The sequence below is a fragment of the Alkalimonas delamerensis genome, assembly GCF_030717955.1.
In the GTDB taxonomy this organism is placed as follows: Bacteria; Pseudomonadota; Gammaproteobacteria; order Enterobacterales; family Alteromonadaceae; genus Alkalimonas; species Alkalimonas delamerensis.
Map to the genome: position 1 here is coordinate 150,745 of NZ_JAUZVY010000001.1, position 14,897 is coordinate 165,641.

Annotated in this window: 15 protein-coding genes and 1 tRNA gene; 7 read left to right on the plus strand and 9 right to left on the minus strand. The window is 54.1% G+C overall.

Features of this window, described 5'->3' with window-relative positions:
- Positions 1–31: 31 nt before the first annotated feature.
- From accC to Q3O59_RS00705, 4 genes are all read right to left on the minus strand, one after another.
- On the minus strand, positions 32–1,372 hold the full coding sequence (gene accC / locus Q3O59_RS00690; RefSeq protein ID WP_228590983.1) for an acetyl-CoA carboxylase biotin carboxylase subunit: 1,341 nt from the start codon (positions 1,370–1,372) through the stop codon (positions 32–34).
- Positions 1,373–1,388: 16 nt separating this feature from the next.
- Entirely contained in the window at positions 1,389–1,844 is a 456-nt protein-coding gene (gene accB, locus Q3O59_RS00695; RefSeq protein ID WP_305943778.1) for an acetyl-CoA carboxylase biotin carboxyl carrier protein, read from the minus strand.
- A gap of 19 nt (positions 1,845–1,863) precedes the next feature.
- Positions 1,864–2,322 carry a type II 3-dehydroquinate dehydratase gene (gene aroQ, locus Q3O59_RS00700; protein ID WP_228590987.1) on the minus strand — a complete coding sequence of 153 codons (459 nt, stop codon included), beginning with the start codon at positions 2,320–2,322 and terminating at the stop codon, positions 1,864–1,866.
- A gap of 221 nt (positions 2,323–2,543) precedes the next feature.
- A complete protein-coding gene (locus tag Q3O59_RS00705) occupies positions 2,544–4,325 on the minus strand; it encodes a protein-disulfide reductase DsbD (RefSeq protein ID WP_305943779.1) in 1,782 nt (593 codons plus the stop codon).
- A 225-nt stretch (positions 4,326–4,550) separates the two neighbouring features.
- Between Q3O59_RS00705 and Q3O59_RS00710 the strand changes: the two genes are divergently transcribed.
- From Q3O59_RS00710 to Q3O59_RS00725, 4 genes are all read left to right on the plus strand, one after another.
- Entirely contained in the window at positions 4,551–4,841 is a 291-nt protein-coding gene (locus tag Q3O59_RS00710; protein WP_228590991.1) for a co-chaperone GroES, read from the plus strand.
- Between the two features lie 49 nt (positions 4,842–4,890).
- Entirely contained in the window at positions 4,891–6,534 is a 1,644-nt protein-coding gene (groL, locus tag Q3O59_RS00715) for a chaperonin GroEL (RefSeq protein WP_228590993.1), read from the plus strand.
- Positions 6,535–6,805: 271 nt separating this feature from the next.
- Positions 6,806–8,383, plus strand: coding sequence for a methyl-accepting chemotaxis protein (locus Q3O59_RS00720; RefSeq protein WP_305943780.1), 1,578 nt, complete (start codon positions 6,806–6,808; stop codon positions 8,381–8,383).
- A gap of 199 nt (positions 8,384–8,582) precedes the next feature.
- Positions 8,583–9,143 carry a DUF3016 domain-containing protein gene (locus Q3O59_RS00725; protein WP_305943781.1) on the plus strand — a complete coding sequence of 187 codons (561 nt, stop codon included), beginning with the start codon at positions 8,583–8,585 and terminating at the stop codon, positions 9,141–9,143.
- Between the two features lie 63 nt (positions 9,144–9,206).
- Here Q3O59_RS00725 and Q3O59_RS00730 read toward each other — a convergent pair whose 3' ends face one another.
- Positions 9,207–9,515 carry a prephenate dehydrogenase gene (locus Q3O59_RS00730; protein ID WP_305943782.1) on the minus strand — a complete coding sequence of 103 codons (309 nt, stop codon included), beginning with the start codon at positions 9,513–9,515 and terminating at the stop codon, positions 9,207–9,209.
- 125 nt (positions 9,516–9,640) lie between these two features.
- Here Q3O59_RS00730 and Q3O59_RS00735 point away from each other — a divergent pair, with 125 nt between their 5' ends.
- Positions 9,641–10,078, plus strand: a complete 438-nt coding sequence (locus Q3O59_RS00735; protein ID WP_305943783.1) for a MerC domain-containing protein — start codon at positions 9,641–9,643, stop codon at positions 10,076–10,078.
- A 26-nt stretch (positions 10,079–10,104) separates the two neighbouring features.
- Here Q3O59_RS00735 and Q3O59_RS00740 read toward each other — a convergent pair whose 3' ends face one another.
- From Q3O59_RS00740 to rsgA, 3 genes are read right to left on the minus strand one after another with little or no spacing between them, the layout of a single operon-like run.
- Positions 10,105–10,821, minus strand: coding sequence for a glycerophosphodiester phosphodiesterase (locus Q3O59_RS00740; protein ID WP_305943784.1), 717 nt, complete (start codon positions 10,819–10,821; stop codon positions 10,105–10,107).
- Positions 10,822–10,854: 33 nt separating this feature from the next.
- Positions 10,855–11,721, minus strand: a complete 867-nt coding sequence (gene asd, locus Q3O59_RS00745) for an archaetidylserine decarboxylase (protein ID WP_305943785.1) — start codon at positions 11,719–11,721, stop codon at positions 10,855–10,857.
- A gap of 16 nt (positions 11,722–11,737) precedes the next feature.
- Positions 11,738–12,766, minus strand: coding sequence for a small ribosomal subunit biogenesis GTPase RsgA (gene rsgA, locus Q3O59_RS00750; protein ID WP_305943786.1), 1,029 nt, complete (start codon positions 12,764–12,766; stop codon positions 11,738–11,740).
- 110 nt (positions 12,767–12,876) lie between these two features.
- Between rsgA and orn the strand changes: the two genes are divergently transcribed.
- Together orn and Q3O59_RS00760 are read left to right on the plus strand one after the other, a co-directional pair.
- The gene (gene orn, locus Q3O59_RS00755) at positions 12,877–13,428 is read left to right on the plus strand and encodes an oligoribonuclease (RefSeq protein WP_228593098.1); all 552 of its coding nucleotides are present in this window, start codon (positions 12,877–12,879) and stop codon (positions 13,426–13,428) included.
- A 70-nt stretch (positions 13,429–13,498) separates the two neighbouring features.
- Positions 13,499–13,574: transfer RNA gene (locus tag Q3O59_RS00760), tRNA-Gly, on the plus strand.
- An 86-nt stretch (positions 13,575–13,660) separates the two neighbouring features.
- On the opposite strand, the gene queG is transcribed toward Q3O59_RS00760, so the two are convergent.
- Positions 13,661–14,830, minus strand: a complete 1,170-nt coding sequence (gene queG / locus Q3O59_RS00765) for a tRNA epoxyqueuosine(34) reductase QueG (protein WP_369812335.1) — start codon at positions 14,828–14,830, stop codon at positions 13,661–13,663.
- Positions 14,831–14,897 lie beyond the last annotated feature (67 nt).

Consider the following 14,897-nt stretch of genomic DNA (forward strand, 5'->3'; position numbering starts at 1 on the left):
GAGCCTGTTTCAAAAGGAGTGAGTGCCCGGCTTATAAACCGAGTTTCTTTTCCAGGTAATGAATGTTGGTACCGCCGGCACAAAAGCCTGCGTCATTCATTATGTCTTTGTGCAGCGGGATGTTGGTTTTAATACCGCCAACCAGCAGCTCCGCCAGGGCATTGCGCATCCGGGCAATGGCCACCTCGCGGCTATCCCCATAGGTGATCAACTTGCCAACCATCGAGTCGTAGTTTGGTGGCACGGTGTAATCGGCATAAATATGCGAGTCCCAGCGGACGCCCAGACCACCCGGCGGGTGGAAGCGGGTGATGGTGCCCGGTGAAGGAATAAAGGTTGAAGGATCTTCGGCATTGATCCGGCACTCAATGGCATGGCCACGAATGACAATGTCTTCTTGTTTGATGCTGAGCGGCAAACCGGAGGCAATGCGCAGTTGCTCTTTGATCAGATCGACCCCGGTGATCATTTCTGTGACCGGGTGCTCAACCTGAATACGGGTGTTCATTTCAATAAAGAAGAACTCGCCGTTTTCAAACAGGAACTCAAAGGTACCGGCGCCGCGGTAATTCATTACCTTGCAGGCTTCGACACAACGGCCGCCGATAAAGTCACGCAGCTCCTGATTGATGCCCGGAGCCGGTGCTTCTTCGACCACCTTCTGGTGCCGACGCTGCATCGAGCAGTCACGCTCGCCCAGGTGAATGGCATGGCCTTGGCCATCGGCCAGCACCTGCACTTCCACATGGCGTGGGTTTTCCAAAAATTTTTCCATGTAGACCATGTCGTTGCCAAAAGCCGCTTTGGCCTCGGCTTTGGTCATCTCGATGGAGCTGACCAGCTCGCTTTCGGAGCGCACCACCCGCATACCGCGACCACCACCGCCACCGGCCGCTTTGACAATAATGGGGTAACCAATGCGGTTGGCAATGGCTTTGTTGGTGGCAGCGTCATCGCCGACAGCGCCGTCGGAGCCCGGTACACAAGGCACGCCCGCTTTTTTCATCGCTTCAATGGCCGAGACTTTGTCACCCATCAGCCGAATGGAGTCCGGGCGCGGCCCAATAAAGACCAGGCCACTTTCTTCCACTTGCTGGGCGAACTCGGCATTTTCTGCCAAAAAGCCGTAGCCGGGATGGATGGCCTGAGCGTTGGTCACTTCGGCAGCGGCAATCAGCGCCGGCACATTGAGGTAGCTCTTTGGCGAAGGTGCCGGGCCAATGCAGATGGTTTCATCGGCCAGCAGCACGTGTTTCAGGTTACGGTCAACCGTGGAGTGCACAGCGACCGTCTTGATACCGAGTTCTTTGCAGGCACGCAGAATGCGCAGTGCAATTTCGCCCCGGTTGGCAATCAAGACTTTCTCTAACATAGGATAGGCCTTTTGCTTATTCGATAATCACCAGAGGCTGGTCAAACTCTACCGGCTCACCGTCCTGAACCAGGATTTCTTTCACCACACCGGCTTTGTCGGACTGGATCTGGTTCATCATTTTCATCGCTTCCACGATGCAGATCGTATCGCCGACTTTGACGCTTTGACCCACTTCAACAAAGGGCTTGGCGGTTGGTGACGGAGCCCGGTAGAAAGAGCCGACCATTGGCGAGCGGACCTGGTGCCCGCTTGGCTCTGGTGCTGCTGCAGGCGCTGAAGACGCTGCTGGTGCGGCTGCCGCTGGGGCGGGTGCGGCCACTGGCGCCGGTGCTGCCGCATAGTGCAGCGGTTGCGGTGCGGTACTTTGCCGACTGATGCGAACGGATTCTTCGCCCTCGGTAATTTCAAGTTCAGAAATGCCGGACTCTTCGACCAGCTCAATCAGTTTTTTAATTTTTCTAATGTCCATAAAGGTTTAACCTGTCATTCTAGGTGGATGGATTGGATGCGATGTACGACACGGCCGCCTCAATGGCAAAGCGATAGCCCTGTGGCCCCAGACCACAGATCACGCCTTTGGCAATGTCGGAAAGATACGAGTGTTGCCGGAAGGGTTCCCGGGCATGCACATTGCTTAAGTGTACTTCGATGCAGGGAATGGCCACCGCCAGCAGCGCATCACGCAGCGCAACGCTGGTGTGGGTGAAGGCGCCGGGGTTGATGATGATAAAGTCAACCTGGCCCAAGCTTTGGTGAATACGGTCAATCAGCGCATGCTCGGCATTGCTCTGAAAGTGACTGAGCTCTGCCTGTTGTGTCTGGGCAAAGGCGTCCAGTTGCGCCACCAGCTCAGCCAGGGTTTGCCGGCCATAGACCTCAGGCTCCCGTACCCCCAGCATGTTCAGGTTTGGACCATTTAACAACAAAATCCGGGTTTTATTCACCATAAGCTGCACATATCCTGCACGTTCACGTTTGTTGTTTCCATTATGCCTGAAGCTGCCAGAATAAACAGCAGCCTGAAGCTTTCGATGGTCAAAACGTGCGCTTGGTTTCGATTTAACGGCTTATTATAGTGAAATCGTGACAAATGGCAGCAAAATACTGGTCTAATCAGCAGGAAAAGACCAGTGTGCTGTCTTGGGGCTTAGCGCTTGAAGACGAGGCTTTAGTCCAGAATGGCGGCCAGGTGCCGGCCGAAAGGCCGGGCTGCCATAAAGCCGGTCACCCGCGACTGCGTCAGCTCCTTGCCTTCGGCATCGAAGAACAACAGGGTGGGTAGGCCCAGCACCTGATAACGGTCGAGCAGCTGCTGGTCGGCGCGCGTCATGCGGGTCACGTCCACTTTCAGCAACACCATTTGTTGCAAGTAGGGTTGGACCTGGTCGGACGGAAAGGTCAGCAGCTCAAACTCTTTGCATGCGACGCACCACTCGGCGTAGAAATCCAGCACCACATGCTGGCCATTGGCTTTGGCTTCGGCCAGCGCCTGCTCCAGCTCGGCCTGATCGGCCAGTAAGCGGAACTGGCCGGGCAGCTGTTGGCCTGCTGTCGTTTGCGCTGCAACAGTGCCAGAGGATTGCGGCCAGAGCAGCTGCACATTGATCAGCACGGTCAGGATCACCAGCAGTTGGGCCGGCAACCAGAGCGCGCTGCGGGCTTTGGCATTGCTCAGCTGCTGCGACACATAATGCAGGTAGTAGGCGGCACTCAGCGCCAGCAAGCTACCGAGCAGCAGGGTTACCCAGCCGGGCACAAAACGATCCAATAACCAGACCGGCACCGCCAGCAGCAAAAAGCCGAAGATGTTTTTCACCGCGTACATCCACTGACCGGCTTTGGGCAACAACTTGGCCCCCGAGCTGCCCAGAAGCAGCAGTGGCAAGCCCATGCCCAAGCTGAGCACATAGAGGGTAATGGCCCCGCGCAGCAAGTCGCCGCTTTGTGCTACATAAATTAATGCCGCCGTTAACGGCGCCGTGGTGCAGGGTGAGGCAATCAGCCCCGACAGGCTGCCCATCACAAAGGCGCCTTTGCTGGAGCCTCGTTGTTGCTTGTTGCTGATGGCTGCTACTTTGGCTTGCCAGGCGCTGGGTAGACTAAAATTCAGCGCACCAAACATCGCCAGCGCCAGTAACACAAACAGCAGGCTCACGACCAGCAGAATGGCCGGGTGTTGCAGCATGGCCTGAAAACGAACCCCCAGGCTGGCAATCACTAGGCCAAGCAGGGCATAGGTCAGCGCCATGCCCTGGACATAGGCAAAGGACAGGGTAAAGGCTTTTTTATTGGATAAATCCTTGCCCTGGCCGACGATGATGCTGGATAAAATCGGGTACATTGGAAAGACGCAAGGGGTAAAGGCCAGCCCCAGCCCCAGCAGGAAAAACACCCCCAGCGTCAGCAAAAAACCAGAGCCGGCTAAGCGCTCGGCCAGAGTATTCTGGCTGGAAACCGGTGCCGTACCAGCACCGCCCGCAGCAATCGGCTCTGCTGCACCAGTCGCTCCAGTCGGGCTTAACGGCACTGTCTTGGTGGTCGGAGGGTAGCAAAAGCCTGCTTCGGCACAGCCCTGGTAACGGATCCTCAGCTCTGCGTCTTCACCAATGTCGGATAACGGCAAGCGCAAAATAACCTGGTGGTAGTAGACATCGGTGACGCCGAAGAATTCATCTTCAATGGTCATGGCGGCCGGGTAGGTCGGATGCGAGAAGCTGACGGCGATGCCGGCAAACTGAAACTGCTCTTTGTACAGGTAGTAACCGTCGGCGATGGTCCAGCTGAGCATCAGCTCGTCGTCGTTCTGACGAAAATCAAACACAAAGGCATCATCAACCGGTAAAAAACGGGACGACTCGCCGGTCAGGCTGGCCAGAATGCTGTCCTGCGCCTGGACGGGAAGCAGCGTCAGCCAAAGCAGCGCTACACAACTTAATAAAGCTCTTAACATCGGATCCTACTTCACGGTTTGCATGGTCACTGCCAGAGCATACGCCAACAAGATGCTTCTGGTCTGGTTCGAAGCGATACAATACCAGCCAGAGGCCACCATTAGCAAAATTGGCAAAAAAAAATTTCCAGGCCCCCTTGGATTCAGTTTTTGCTTACCCCATATAGAGCGCAACCCTTTTTAACAACCCATGTTAAAACGCAAACTCGCTTTAGGAGATAGAGCATGAATATTCGTCCTTTACATGATCGTGTCATCATCAAACGTCTGGAAGCTGAAACCAAATCAGCTGGCGGCATCGTGCTGACCGGCTCCGCCGCAGAAAAGTCAACCCGTGGCGAAGTGGTTGCGGTTGGCAAAGGCCGTATTCTGGAGAATGGTGAAGTTCGTCCATTGGATGTTCAGGTCGGAGACAAAGTTTTGTTTGGTGCCTATGTTGAGCGCACCGAGAAAATTGATGGTGAAGAATACGTCATCGTAAAAGAAGACAGCATTCTGGGCGTGATCACTGAATAAGCAGTGCCCCCGTCGTAACCAACAGTTTAATTGAGGAAGGAATTGAAAAATGGCAGCAAAAGAAGTTCGTTTTGGCGATGATGCTCGCAATAAAATGCTGAAAGGTGTCAACATCCTGGCCAACGCCGTTCGTGTGACTCTGGGCCCGAAAGGCCGCAATGTGATCCTGGATAAGTCCTTTGGTGCGCCTTTGATCACCAAAGATGGTGTTTCTGTCGCCAAAGAAATCGAGCTGGAAGACAAGTTCGAAAACATGGGCGCCCAGATGGTGAAAGAAGTTGCTTCTAAAGCCAACGACGAAGCCGGTGACGGCACCACCACAGCCACTGTGCTGGCGCAAAGCATCATCAACGAAGGTGTCAAAGCCGTCGCTGCGGGCATGAACCCGATGGATCTGAAGCGCGGTATCGACAAAGCTGTGGTTGAAGCCGTTGCAGAGTTGAAAAATCTGTCTCAACCTTGTGCTGACAGCAAGTCAGTCGCTCAGGTCGGTACCATCTCTGCCAACTCCGATGCTGAAATCGGTCAGATCATCGCCGACGCGATGGACAAAGTGGGCAAAGAAGGCGTCATCACGGTTGAAGAAGGTCAGGCGCTGGCCAACGAGCTGGATGTGGTTGAAGGCATGCAGTTTGACCGTGGCTACCTGTCGCCTTACTTCATCAACAATCAGGAAGCCGGCCAGGTCGAGTTGGACAGCCCGTTCATCCTGAATGTGGATAAGAAAATCTCCAACATCCGTGAGCTGTTGCCGGTGCTGGAAGGTGTGGCCAAAGCAGGCAAGCCGTTGTTGATCATCGCTGAAGATGTTGAAGGCGAAGCGCTGGCAACTCTGGTTGTCAACAACATGCGCGGCATCGTCAAAGTGGCTGCGGTCAAAGCGCCAGGCTTTGGTGACCGTCGTAAAGCCATGCTGCAGGACATCGCTGTACTGACCAACGGTACTGTGATCTCTGAAGAAATTGGTCTGGAGCTGGAAAAAGCCACGCTGGAAGACTTGGGCACAGCCAAGCGTGTGGTGATCACCAAAGACAACACCACCATCATTGATGGTGCCGGTGACGAAGACGCCATTGCTGGCCGCGTGAAGCAAATCCGTCAGCAAATCGAAGAAGCGACCTCAGATTACGACAAAGAAAAACTGCAAGAGCGCCTGGCCAAGCTGGCGGGTGGTGTTGCCGTGATCAAAGTCGGTGCGTCCACTGAAATCGAAATGAAAGAGAAAAAAGCCCGCGTTGAAGACGCGCTGCACGCAACCCGTGCCGCCGTTGAAGAAGGCGTGGTCCCTGGCGGTGGTGTTGCTCTGGTCCGTGTTGCGGCCAAACTGAGCGCCCTGACAGCGGAAAACGAAGATCAGAACCACGGCATTAAAATCGCCCTGCGTGCGATGGAAGCGCCACTGCGTCAAATCGTCGCCAACGCCGGTGAAGAACCGTCTGTGGTCGTCAACAAAGTGAAAGATGGCTCTGGCAACTACGGTTACAACGCTGCCAACGAGACCTACGGCGACATGCTGGAAATGGGTATCCTGGACCCAACCAAAGTAACCCGTTCTGCACTGCAGTTCGCTGCTTCTGTCGGCTCTTTGATGATCACCACCGAGGCTATGGTGACTGAAATCCCTAAGGATGAGCCAGCAGCCCCGGATATGGGCGGCATGGGTGGTATGGGCGGCATGGGTGGCATGATGTGATGCACTCAGACCTCGTCTGACCTTGGAAAACCCGGCGCCAGTGCGCCGGGTTTTTCTTTTTGACTGGCTGTAATTTGGTGATTTATTCGCCAGGCCTTATGGCTGCTCATTATCGATAAAATGGATTATCTTAATCGATTTATTTCGTTGTATTCTGGATTATTGTTCAAATATTCTCCGCCCAAGTTCAGTCATGAACCATACAAACGTTGAGTGCATTACCGCATTAGCGTTTCCTACCATTGGCTTTTAGCCGCCTTGAGTTTGCTCCATGAGAAATAATTTACCTGTGACCAACCAAGAGGTGCACTTGAGTGATGCCTCCAATATTTTGTCGACCACCCAACCAGATAGCCGAATCACCTATGTGAACTCGGACTTTATCCAGATCAGTGGTTTTACCGAGGAAGAGCTGCTTGGGCAGCCGCATAATATGGTGCGTCATCCCGATATGCCGGAAGCAGCCTTTAAGTATATGTGGTCCACCGTTAAATCCGGGAATTCCTGGATGGGCTTGGTGAAGAATCGCTGCAAAAATGGCGATTATTACTGGGTCAGTGCTTATGTCACTCCCATTACAAAAAATGGAGAGATCACTGAAATTCAGTCTGTGCGGACCAAAGCCAGCCAAGAAGCTATTCACAGGGCAGAGCAGTGCTATGCCGGGTTGAAGTCCGGCAAAGCGGTGCCAGCCCAAAACAGGTGGTCGATTCGAACCAAGCTGTTGCTGTGCTCTGTTTTTGCTTTGACACTTGGGCAAGTTGTCAGCTTTGCAATGAGTAGTTTCTGGTTGCAGCTGTTCAGTGCTTTTGCCCTGCCGCTGGCTTTGATTGCGATCTCAGTACACCATTGGTTAAGTCCGTTAAAAAAATTGCAGGCAATGGCCAGCGGTATTGCTAATAACCCGCTTAGTCAGAAACTCTATACCAATCGTATGGATGAATTGGGTGAGGTAGAATTTGCTTTACGGATGTTGCAGGCAGAAACCGGTGCCGTGGTTGGACGTATTAATGATGCGTCTGACAAGCTGACTACCCATACCCGAAGCTCATTGCAGCAGGTCATGGCTGGCAACAAAGCCAGTGCCGCGCAGCAAAGTGAAACGGATCAAATGGCTGAGGCTGTGACACAAATGGCTGCCAGTATTCAACAAGTAGTAACCAGTGCTCAAGTTGCTGCCAGCGCAGCTGAAGAGGCGAATAAAGAAACGGCTCAGGGTGAACGGTTGGTGGAGATTGCTCGAAGTTCGATCAAGCAATTGGAGTTGGAGCTTGGCAAGGCAACGCAAGTCATCCACGAGTTGGAAAAACAGAGTGTCGAGATTTCCGGAGTGCTGGAGGTAATTCAGGGTGTTGCGGAGCAAACCAACTTACTGGCTTTAAATGCGGCGATTGAGGCAGCAAGAGCAGGTGAACAAGGCCGGGGCTTTGCTGTGGTAGCTGATGAAGTCCGAAGTCTGGCTGGTCGCACCCAGCAATCCACAGCAGATATTCAGCAAATGATTGAAGGCTTGCAGCACCGAACCCGTACCGCTGTCACAGCTATGACGCAAAGCAGTACGCAAGCCAATGGCTGTGTCGGGGATGCGGAGAAAGCGGCATTGGCACTGAAAAGCATTGGACGGAAAGTTAATGAAATCAGCGAAATGAACGTACAAATTGCCGCTGCTGCCGAGCAGCAAGGCGTGATGAGCAGCAACATACATCGGGGCGTGAACTGCATTCGTGATGCAGCCAATGACAATGTGGCGTATGGTGAAAACAACCACTCCAGTGTTTCGGCTGTGGTCAATTTATCAAAAGACCTGAATGAGATATCGCAGCAGTTCTGGAACAAACGCAAGCGGTAAAAAGCATCACCGACCTTGTGACAAGGCCCGGCCACAGCACCGGGCTTTTTGCTGTTGAGCGACAACCCATTACAAAAAATGACAACTTAATGAACCCAGTTCAGTCTATAGTCATATACACTTGACTAAACTTTATACACAGGAGGGGCAATGTGTCCTTCCTGTGCTGTGGTAAAACGCTGTCGTATTGGAGGCAAGCATGAAACCTATTTGGCGTAAATTAACAATGGCAGTGGCGCTCAGCGGTCTGCTGGGGGTAAGCGTTCATGCGCTGGCAGACGAGAGTTCCAATTTGAGTCTGAGCTTTCAGGAGCCAGAGAAATTCACCGATATCCGGCCAGCCAATGAAAGCCGTGCCCGTTTTCGTGAACGCACTTTGGCGGGCTTTGAGCGCATTTTTCAAGAGTTTGCTGCCGAGCTGCCAGAGGGCTACCGTTGGCAGGTGACGGTCACCGACATCGATCTGGCGGGGGATGTCAACCCGATGTACAGCCGTGCCGGGCAGGACATTCGGGTGGTTAAAGATATTTACTCACCCCGGGTGGCTTTTAGTCATGAGCTGCGCGATGCCTACGGCGCACAGGTTGCGGCTGGTGATGTGAATTTGCGGGACATGGGCTTTATGCAAAGCCCGCGTATGGTCGGTCCGCGCCATCAGGAGCTGCGTTATGAGTACACCATGCTTAAGCGCTGGTTTGAGCGCGATCTGCTGGCTGAGGTCGAGGCCCATCAGGCAAAACTGCCGAAAGTCAGTGACTGAGCAACCGGTTTAAGGTCAACACACTCTGAAAACGGCAGGCCGGGGCTTGCCGTTTTTTTGTGGTTACGACTTAACCGCTTGCTGAAACTCCAGCAAGGTCTGGTGCAGCTGCTTGAGTTGCTGCACGGCCCGCTGCAAGGTGGCGGTATTGAATTGTTTGCTTTGACGCATGGCTGCAACCAGTTCGGCTGTTTCAGCCAGGTAAGGCATAAAACGATCGCTTTGCTGCTGAAAACCGGCGCTGGCTGGGAAAATGGCCTGGTGCTTGCCCTGGCCTTGCTTTTTCAGGGCATCCAGCGCCTGGTCGGCATCCAGTGCTTTTCGGTACAGCTCTTTAAGATTGGCATCCAGTTGATCCAGCAATTGCTCCATCCGCCTACTCCTCGGTACAAAGCGTCGATTATGCCATAAAGAGGCCCTTTGCGGGGGCCTCTCTTTCAATTTTAGCCGATTTGTTATATCATCTCATCTCTGAAACAACCAACCCGGATACAACAGTGCTGAATCTTGGACGCAATCTGATGGATAAAGCAGGCATTGCCTTGACATCGCTTTGTGCGCTGCATTGCATTCTGCTGCCTGTGCTATTGCCGGTGTTACCGCTGTTGGGGGCCAGCTTTCTGGCCGACGAAAGCTTTGAACGTGCTGTGTTGCTGATCACCATCGTGCTTGGTTTTATCGCTTTGTTCTTCGGCTTTCACCGTTACCACCGTAAGTTGTATCCCTTTTACTCGTTGTTTCTGGGTGGCTTTATATACTGGCACAAAGACAGCCTCGGGCACCATTGGGAGCCTCTGGTAGTGACCGTAGGGGCTGCTTTTGTGGTGTTGGCGCATTTGCTGAATATGCGGCTTTGCAAGCGCTGCAAAGGTTGCACTACCGAGGCGAGTGCAACCAAACCCCTTGGCTGCAAAGACAGCGCTGAACCGGTCTGATACTACTCTACTACTTTACTGCTCTACTACAGCGAGCTCATTGTCGTTAGGTGCTCACTGGCAATGACCCGGCTGCGGGCCGGGTAATTGGTAAAAATGCCATCCACCCCAAGCTGCTGCATCGCGTGAATATCTTCCAGTTCGTCCACCGTATAGACATAGGCTTTCAACCCCAGGGCATGGGCATCATCCACCAAGGACTGATCAATAAAGTTGACGTCGCAATGGATGGAATAAAACTTTAGATCAGCAACATAACGGGCATAGTTCAGTTGTAGGCTGGCTGTCAGAGCGCCAAGCTTGAGCGCGGGGCAGGCTTGTTGCAATTGCAGCAGCAGATGATGGTTAAATGATGAGACCAGCAATTGAGCTGGGTCCAACCCCAGTTGTTGCTCTGCTTTGGTAAGTAAGGCCAGCAAAGGCTCGGCAGTATTTTTGCCTTTTAATTCAATATTGAGCCAGCATTTGCCGTGGGTCAGCTGCAGCACCTGCCATAAGGTCGGGATGCGCTGGCCTTGTCCGGCATCCAGTTGCAGCAGGTAGCTTAGTGCATGCTGATAGATGGTGCCGCTGCCATTGGTGGTTCGTTCCAGCTTGGGGTCGTGGATGACAATCAGCTCGTCTTCGACCGCATAGACATCAATTTCAATGGCATCGGCACCTTGCAGCAGCGCTTGCTCAATCGCCAGCAGGGTGTTTTCCGGGAAGTCGCCACTGGCACCGCGGTGGGCAATGATTTCCATGCGAACTCCTCAGCGACGACTGTTGCTGTTAGCTTAGCTGTCTTGCAGGCGCCGCGCAAAAGGCGCGCCCATCCGGGTGACGCTGCCGGGCTCTTGCTCGGGTAAAAACGCCAGTTGCTCCGGGGCAAAAGCCAGCACCACGGTCGAGCCCAGCTTAAAGCGACCCATTTCAGCGCCTTTCTCCAATCGCACCGCAGTCGGTCCTGTGGCCGGGTACTGCCAGCGGTGCACTGTTTTGCCGGTCGGTGGGGTAATGGTTCCGGCCCAGACGGTTTCAATGCTGGCAACGATGGTTGCCCCCACCAGCACCAGTGCCATCGGACCCAGCTCGGTATCAAAGATGGTGACCACCCGCTCGTTGCGGGCAAAGAGGTTGGGGACATTTTCTGCCGTTAAAGGATTGACGGAGAACAAATCGCCCGGCACATAAATCATTTCCCGCAGGGTGCCTGCAACCGGCATATGGATGCGGTGGTAATCTTTCGGCGCCAGGTAAATGGTGGCAAAGTGGCCATCGATGAAAGGCTCAGCGGTGCTTGCTTCGCCTCCTAGTAGGCTTTGCAGCGAATAATCGTGGTTCTTAGCCTGCACCAGCTTACCATCGGTAATGGGTCCTAACTGACTGATGGTACCGTCAACCGGATGAGCAATGATATCGGCAGCGTCTGCCAGTGGCCGGATACCGTCTTTCAGTGGACGGGTGAAAAACTCGTTAAAGCTGCGGTAATCACGCGCTTGCTCAAACTTGGCTTCAGTCATATCGATTTTATAGGCTTTGATAAAGAGCTTGATCAGCAAGTGGCTGAAGAAACCCAGCCGGGCTGCTGCCAGATAGCCGACCAGTCGCGAGATCAGGTGCTTGGGCAGAAGGTATTGCAGGATAATTTTTACTTGGTCCATAACGGGCTCTTCACGGTTAAAAATGATTGGGTTTATCTTCTGCCATGCTGGTCAGAATGCGCAGGTAACTTTGGTAGCGTTGTTCACTGATGCTGCCATCGGCCACAGCCTGCAGGATAGCACAGCCAGGGTCTTTGATGTGCTTGCAGTCCCGAAACTTGCAATGGCCGAGCAAGGGCTGAAACTCGGTAAAGCCGGCTGTTACCTGCTCCGGGCTAAAATGCCAGAGGCCAAACTCCCGGATGCCGGGCGAGTCGATGAGCTGGCCGCCGCCAGGCAAATGATAGAGGCGGGAGGCGGTGGTGGTGTGTTGGCCGAGCCCGGAGACATCCGACACCTGCTGGGTGGATAACGCCAACTCCGGCAAAATGGCATTCATGATGGAGGATTTACCAACCCCCGACTGACCGACCAAAATGCTGGTGCCTTGTTGCAATAAGGCCAGCAGTTCAGCCATGCCCTGACCTTGTTTGGCGCTCAGCCAGAGGCAGGGGTAGCCAAGTGCTTGGTACAGCTGCAGTTGATCTTCAAGCGCCTTCTGTTGCGAGGCATCCAACAAGTCGGTTTTATTGAGCACCAGTACAGGGGGAATGCCCGTCACCTCGGCAGCCACCAGGTAGCGGTCTATGATGTGGGCAGAGAACTCGGGCAGCACCGCAGAGACCACCACAATGCGATCAATGTTGGCGGCGACTGGTTTTAAACCGTCGTAAAAGTCGGGTCGCAGCAAGACGGTGGTTCGTTCAGCGACGGCGTCAAGAATGCCATCAACCCCACCTTGCGACTGACGGGCACGGCGAAACACCACCCGATCGCCGGTGACGACCGATGTCAGAGTGCGGCGCAGGTTGCAGCGGATGACCTGACCATCCTCTGCTTCGACATCGGCGTGCTTGCCAAAGCGGCTTAAAATTAAGCCGGGCTCTGCGGCCAGGTAGATGGCATCCTCGGCCGGATCCGGCCCTTGGCTGGTATCGAGCCGCTTTTGATTGTGCCGGGCAATGCGGGCTTGCTGCTGTTTGGTTAAACGACGTTTCGGGCTCACTCGGTTGTGCCTGTTGTTTGCTGGTCGCGCTGTGCAATGGGGTGTATGATACCGCTTATCCGTTCAGTTACAAAGTGTCCGGCAGGCATGGCCGGCAGAGGAATTCAAAGATGGCAGCAAATGAACAGAATTTAATTTGGCTGGATTTGGAAATGACCGGGCTGGACCCGAAAAAAGACGTTATTCTGGAAATTGCCACCATCGTCACTGACAGCCAGTTAAACATTCTGGCGGAAGGCCCGTCACTGGCCATTAAACAGCCGGACTCGGTGCTGGATGGCATGGACCCTTGGTGTGTTGAGCAGCACGGTAAAAGTGGCCTGACAGAGCGCTGTCGCCAAAGCACAGTCAGTCTGGCCGAGGCCGAGCAGCAAACCCTGGCCTTTGTTCGCCAATACGTGCCAGCGGGCAAATCCCCGATGTGTGGCAACAGCATCGGTCAGGACCGGCGCTTTTTGGTCGAGTACGCCCCAGAGCTGGAAGCTTACTTTCATTACCGCAACCTGGATGTCAGTACGGTAAAAGAGCTGGCCCGGCGCTGGGCGCCCGAGGTACTGAAGCAAGTGCAAAAGCAGGGCAGCCATCTGGCATTGGACGACATTCGCGATTCCATTGGTGAATTAGTCAGCTATCGCACGCATTTTTTCAAAATTCCGCAATAAAGGGCTTGCAATAGCCGCTGGTTTTTGTAAAATGCGCGGCATCAGGACGATGCCAGACCTGATACATAATGCGAGTATAGCTCAGCTGGTAGAGCGCGACCTTGCCAAGGTCGAGGTCACGAGTTCGAACCTCGTTACTCGCTCCAAATTCTGAAAAAGCAGCCTTATGGCTGCTTTTTTGCTTTCTGCTTCTGTGGTTTATAGCCCCTGAGTTTTCCCCTGCGACCTGAGCTCAGGCATCCCGTGGTAAGCCCTTTTCAATAATCCGCACCAGCCGCTCGGTCTTGCGCGGTAACAGCGACGCATGAAGCCACTGCTTTTTCTTTTGCTGCTGCAAAGCCCAGTCAATGTGCTCTTGCACCAGCTCGGATGCCTCGGGGCGGGCTTGTTGCAGCGCCTGCACAATGGCGGTCGAATAAGGGGCATTGCCAAGCGCCACCGCAAGGTTGCGCTGCCAGCGCTGATAACCGATGCGCCGAATCGGGCTGCCTTCGGTGCGCTGCAAAAAAGTCGCTTCATCCCAGCCCAGCAGCGCCACCAGGCTTTGATCGCGCCAGTGGTTGCGAATCTGAAAGTCGGCTTCGAGGCTGAGTGGTGCCTGACGGTTTTCCGGGCACACCAGCTGGCAGTCGTCGCAGCCATAGATGCGGTTGCCCAAAAGTGGCCGTAACTCGGTCGGAATGGCGCCTTTTAATTCGATGGTGAGATAAGAGATGCAGCGCCTGCCATCCACCACGTAGGGCGAGACAATGGCACCGGTCGGGCAACTGGTGATGCAGGCGACACAGCTGCCACAATCGCCGCTGTGGGGGGCATCGATCGGCAATGGAATATCCACCAGCAGCTCGCCAAGAAAAAACCAGGAGCCAGCTTGCTCATTTAACAGCAGACTGTGCTTACCCACCCAGCCAAGCCCCGCCTTTTGTGCCAAAGGACGCTCCAGCACCGGCGCTGAGTCGACAAAGGGTCGGTAGCCGAGGCGAAGTCCGCTGCTTTCAATGCGCTCGGCCAGCTGCTTGAGCTTTTTGCGAATCACTTTGTGGTAATCACGCCCTAGCGCATAGCGACTGATGTACGCTTGTTGCGGATCCTTCAGATTGGTGGCAAAAGCTGCGTTCCTGGGCAGGTAATCCATGCGCACGGATATCACCCGCAAGGTTCCTGGCAGTAGCTCCTGGGGGCGAGCCCGCACCATGCCATGGCGGGCCATGTAGTCCATTTCGCCGTGGTAGTTTTTGGCCAGCCAGGCTTTTAGTCGTGGCTCTTCAAGGCTCAGATCGGTATCGGTAATACCGCAGTCGGAAAATCCCAGTGCTTTGGCCCAGGTTTTAATGTCGGCAGCGAGGGCGTTTAGATCCATAGCCCAGGTTTGGATTGGCAATGCATGGCCGGATGGTAGCATAAGGATAACAGTTGCACGGAATTTTTGTTAAAATCACCGGTCATACCCCTAAACCAGAGAGAACAGC

Coding starts and splice junctions, on each gene's coding strand:
- aroQ (WP_228590987.1), bottom strand. CDS start 2,322: ATGGTGAATAAAACCCGGATTTTGTTGTTAAATGGTCCAAACCTGAAC.
- groL (WP_228590993.1), top strand. CDS start 4,891: ATGGCAGCAAAAGAAGTTCGTTTTGGCGATGATGCTCGCAATAAAATG.
- accB (WP_305943778.1), bottom strand. CDS start 1,844: ATGGACATTAGAAAAATTAAAAAACTGATTGAGCTGGTCGAAGAGTCC.
- orn (WP_228593098.1), top strand. CDS start 12,877: ATGGCAGCAAATGAACAGAATTTAATTTGGCTGGATTTGGAAATGACC.
- Q3O59_RS00720 (WP_305943780.1), top strand. CDS start 6,806: ATGAGAAATAATTTACCTGTGACCAACCAAGAGGTGCACTTGAGTGAT.
- queG (WP_369812335.1), bottom strand. CDS start 14,830: ATGCTACCATCCGGCCATGCATTGCCAATCCAAACCTGGGCTATGGAT.
- asd (WP_305943785.1), bottom strand. CDS start 11,721: ATGGACCAAGTAAAAATTATCCTGCAATACCTTCTGCCCAAGCACCTG.
- Q3O59_RS00710 (WP_228590991.1), top strand. CDS start 4,551: ATGAATATTCGTCCTTTACATGATCGTGTCATCATCAAACGTCTGGAA.
- Q3O59_RS00705 (WP_305943779.1), bottom strand. CDS start 4,325: ATGTTAAGAGCTTTATTAAGTTGTGTAGCGCTGCTTTGGCTGACGCTG.
- Q3O59_RS00740 (WP_305943784.1), bottom strand. CDS start 10,821: ATGGAAATCATTGCCCACCGCGGTGCCAGTGGCGACTTCCCGGAAAAC.
- Q3O59_RS00730 (WP_305943782.1), bottom strand. CDS start 9,515: ATGGAGCAATTGCTGGATCAACTGGATGCCAATCTTAAAGAGCTGTAC.
- accC (WP_228590983.1), bottom strand. CDS start 1,372: ATGTTAGAGAAAGTCTTGATTGCCAACCGGGGCGAAATTGCACTGCGC.
- Q3O59_RS00725 (WP_305943781.1), top strand. CDS start 8,583: ATGAAACCTATTTGGCGTAAATTAACAATGGCAGTGGCGCTCAGCGGT.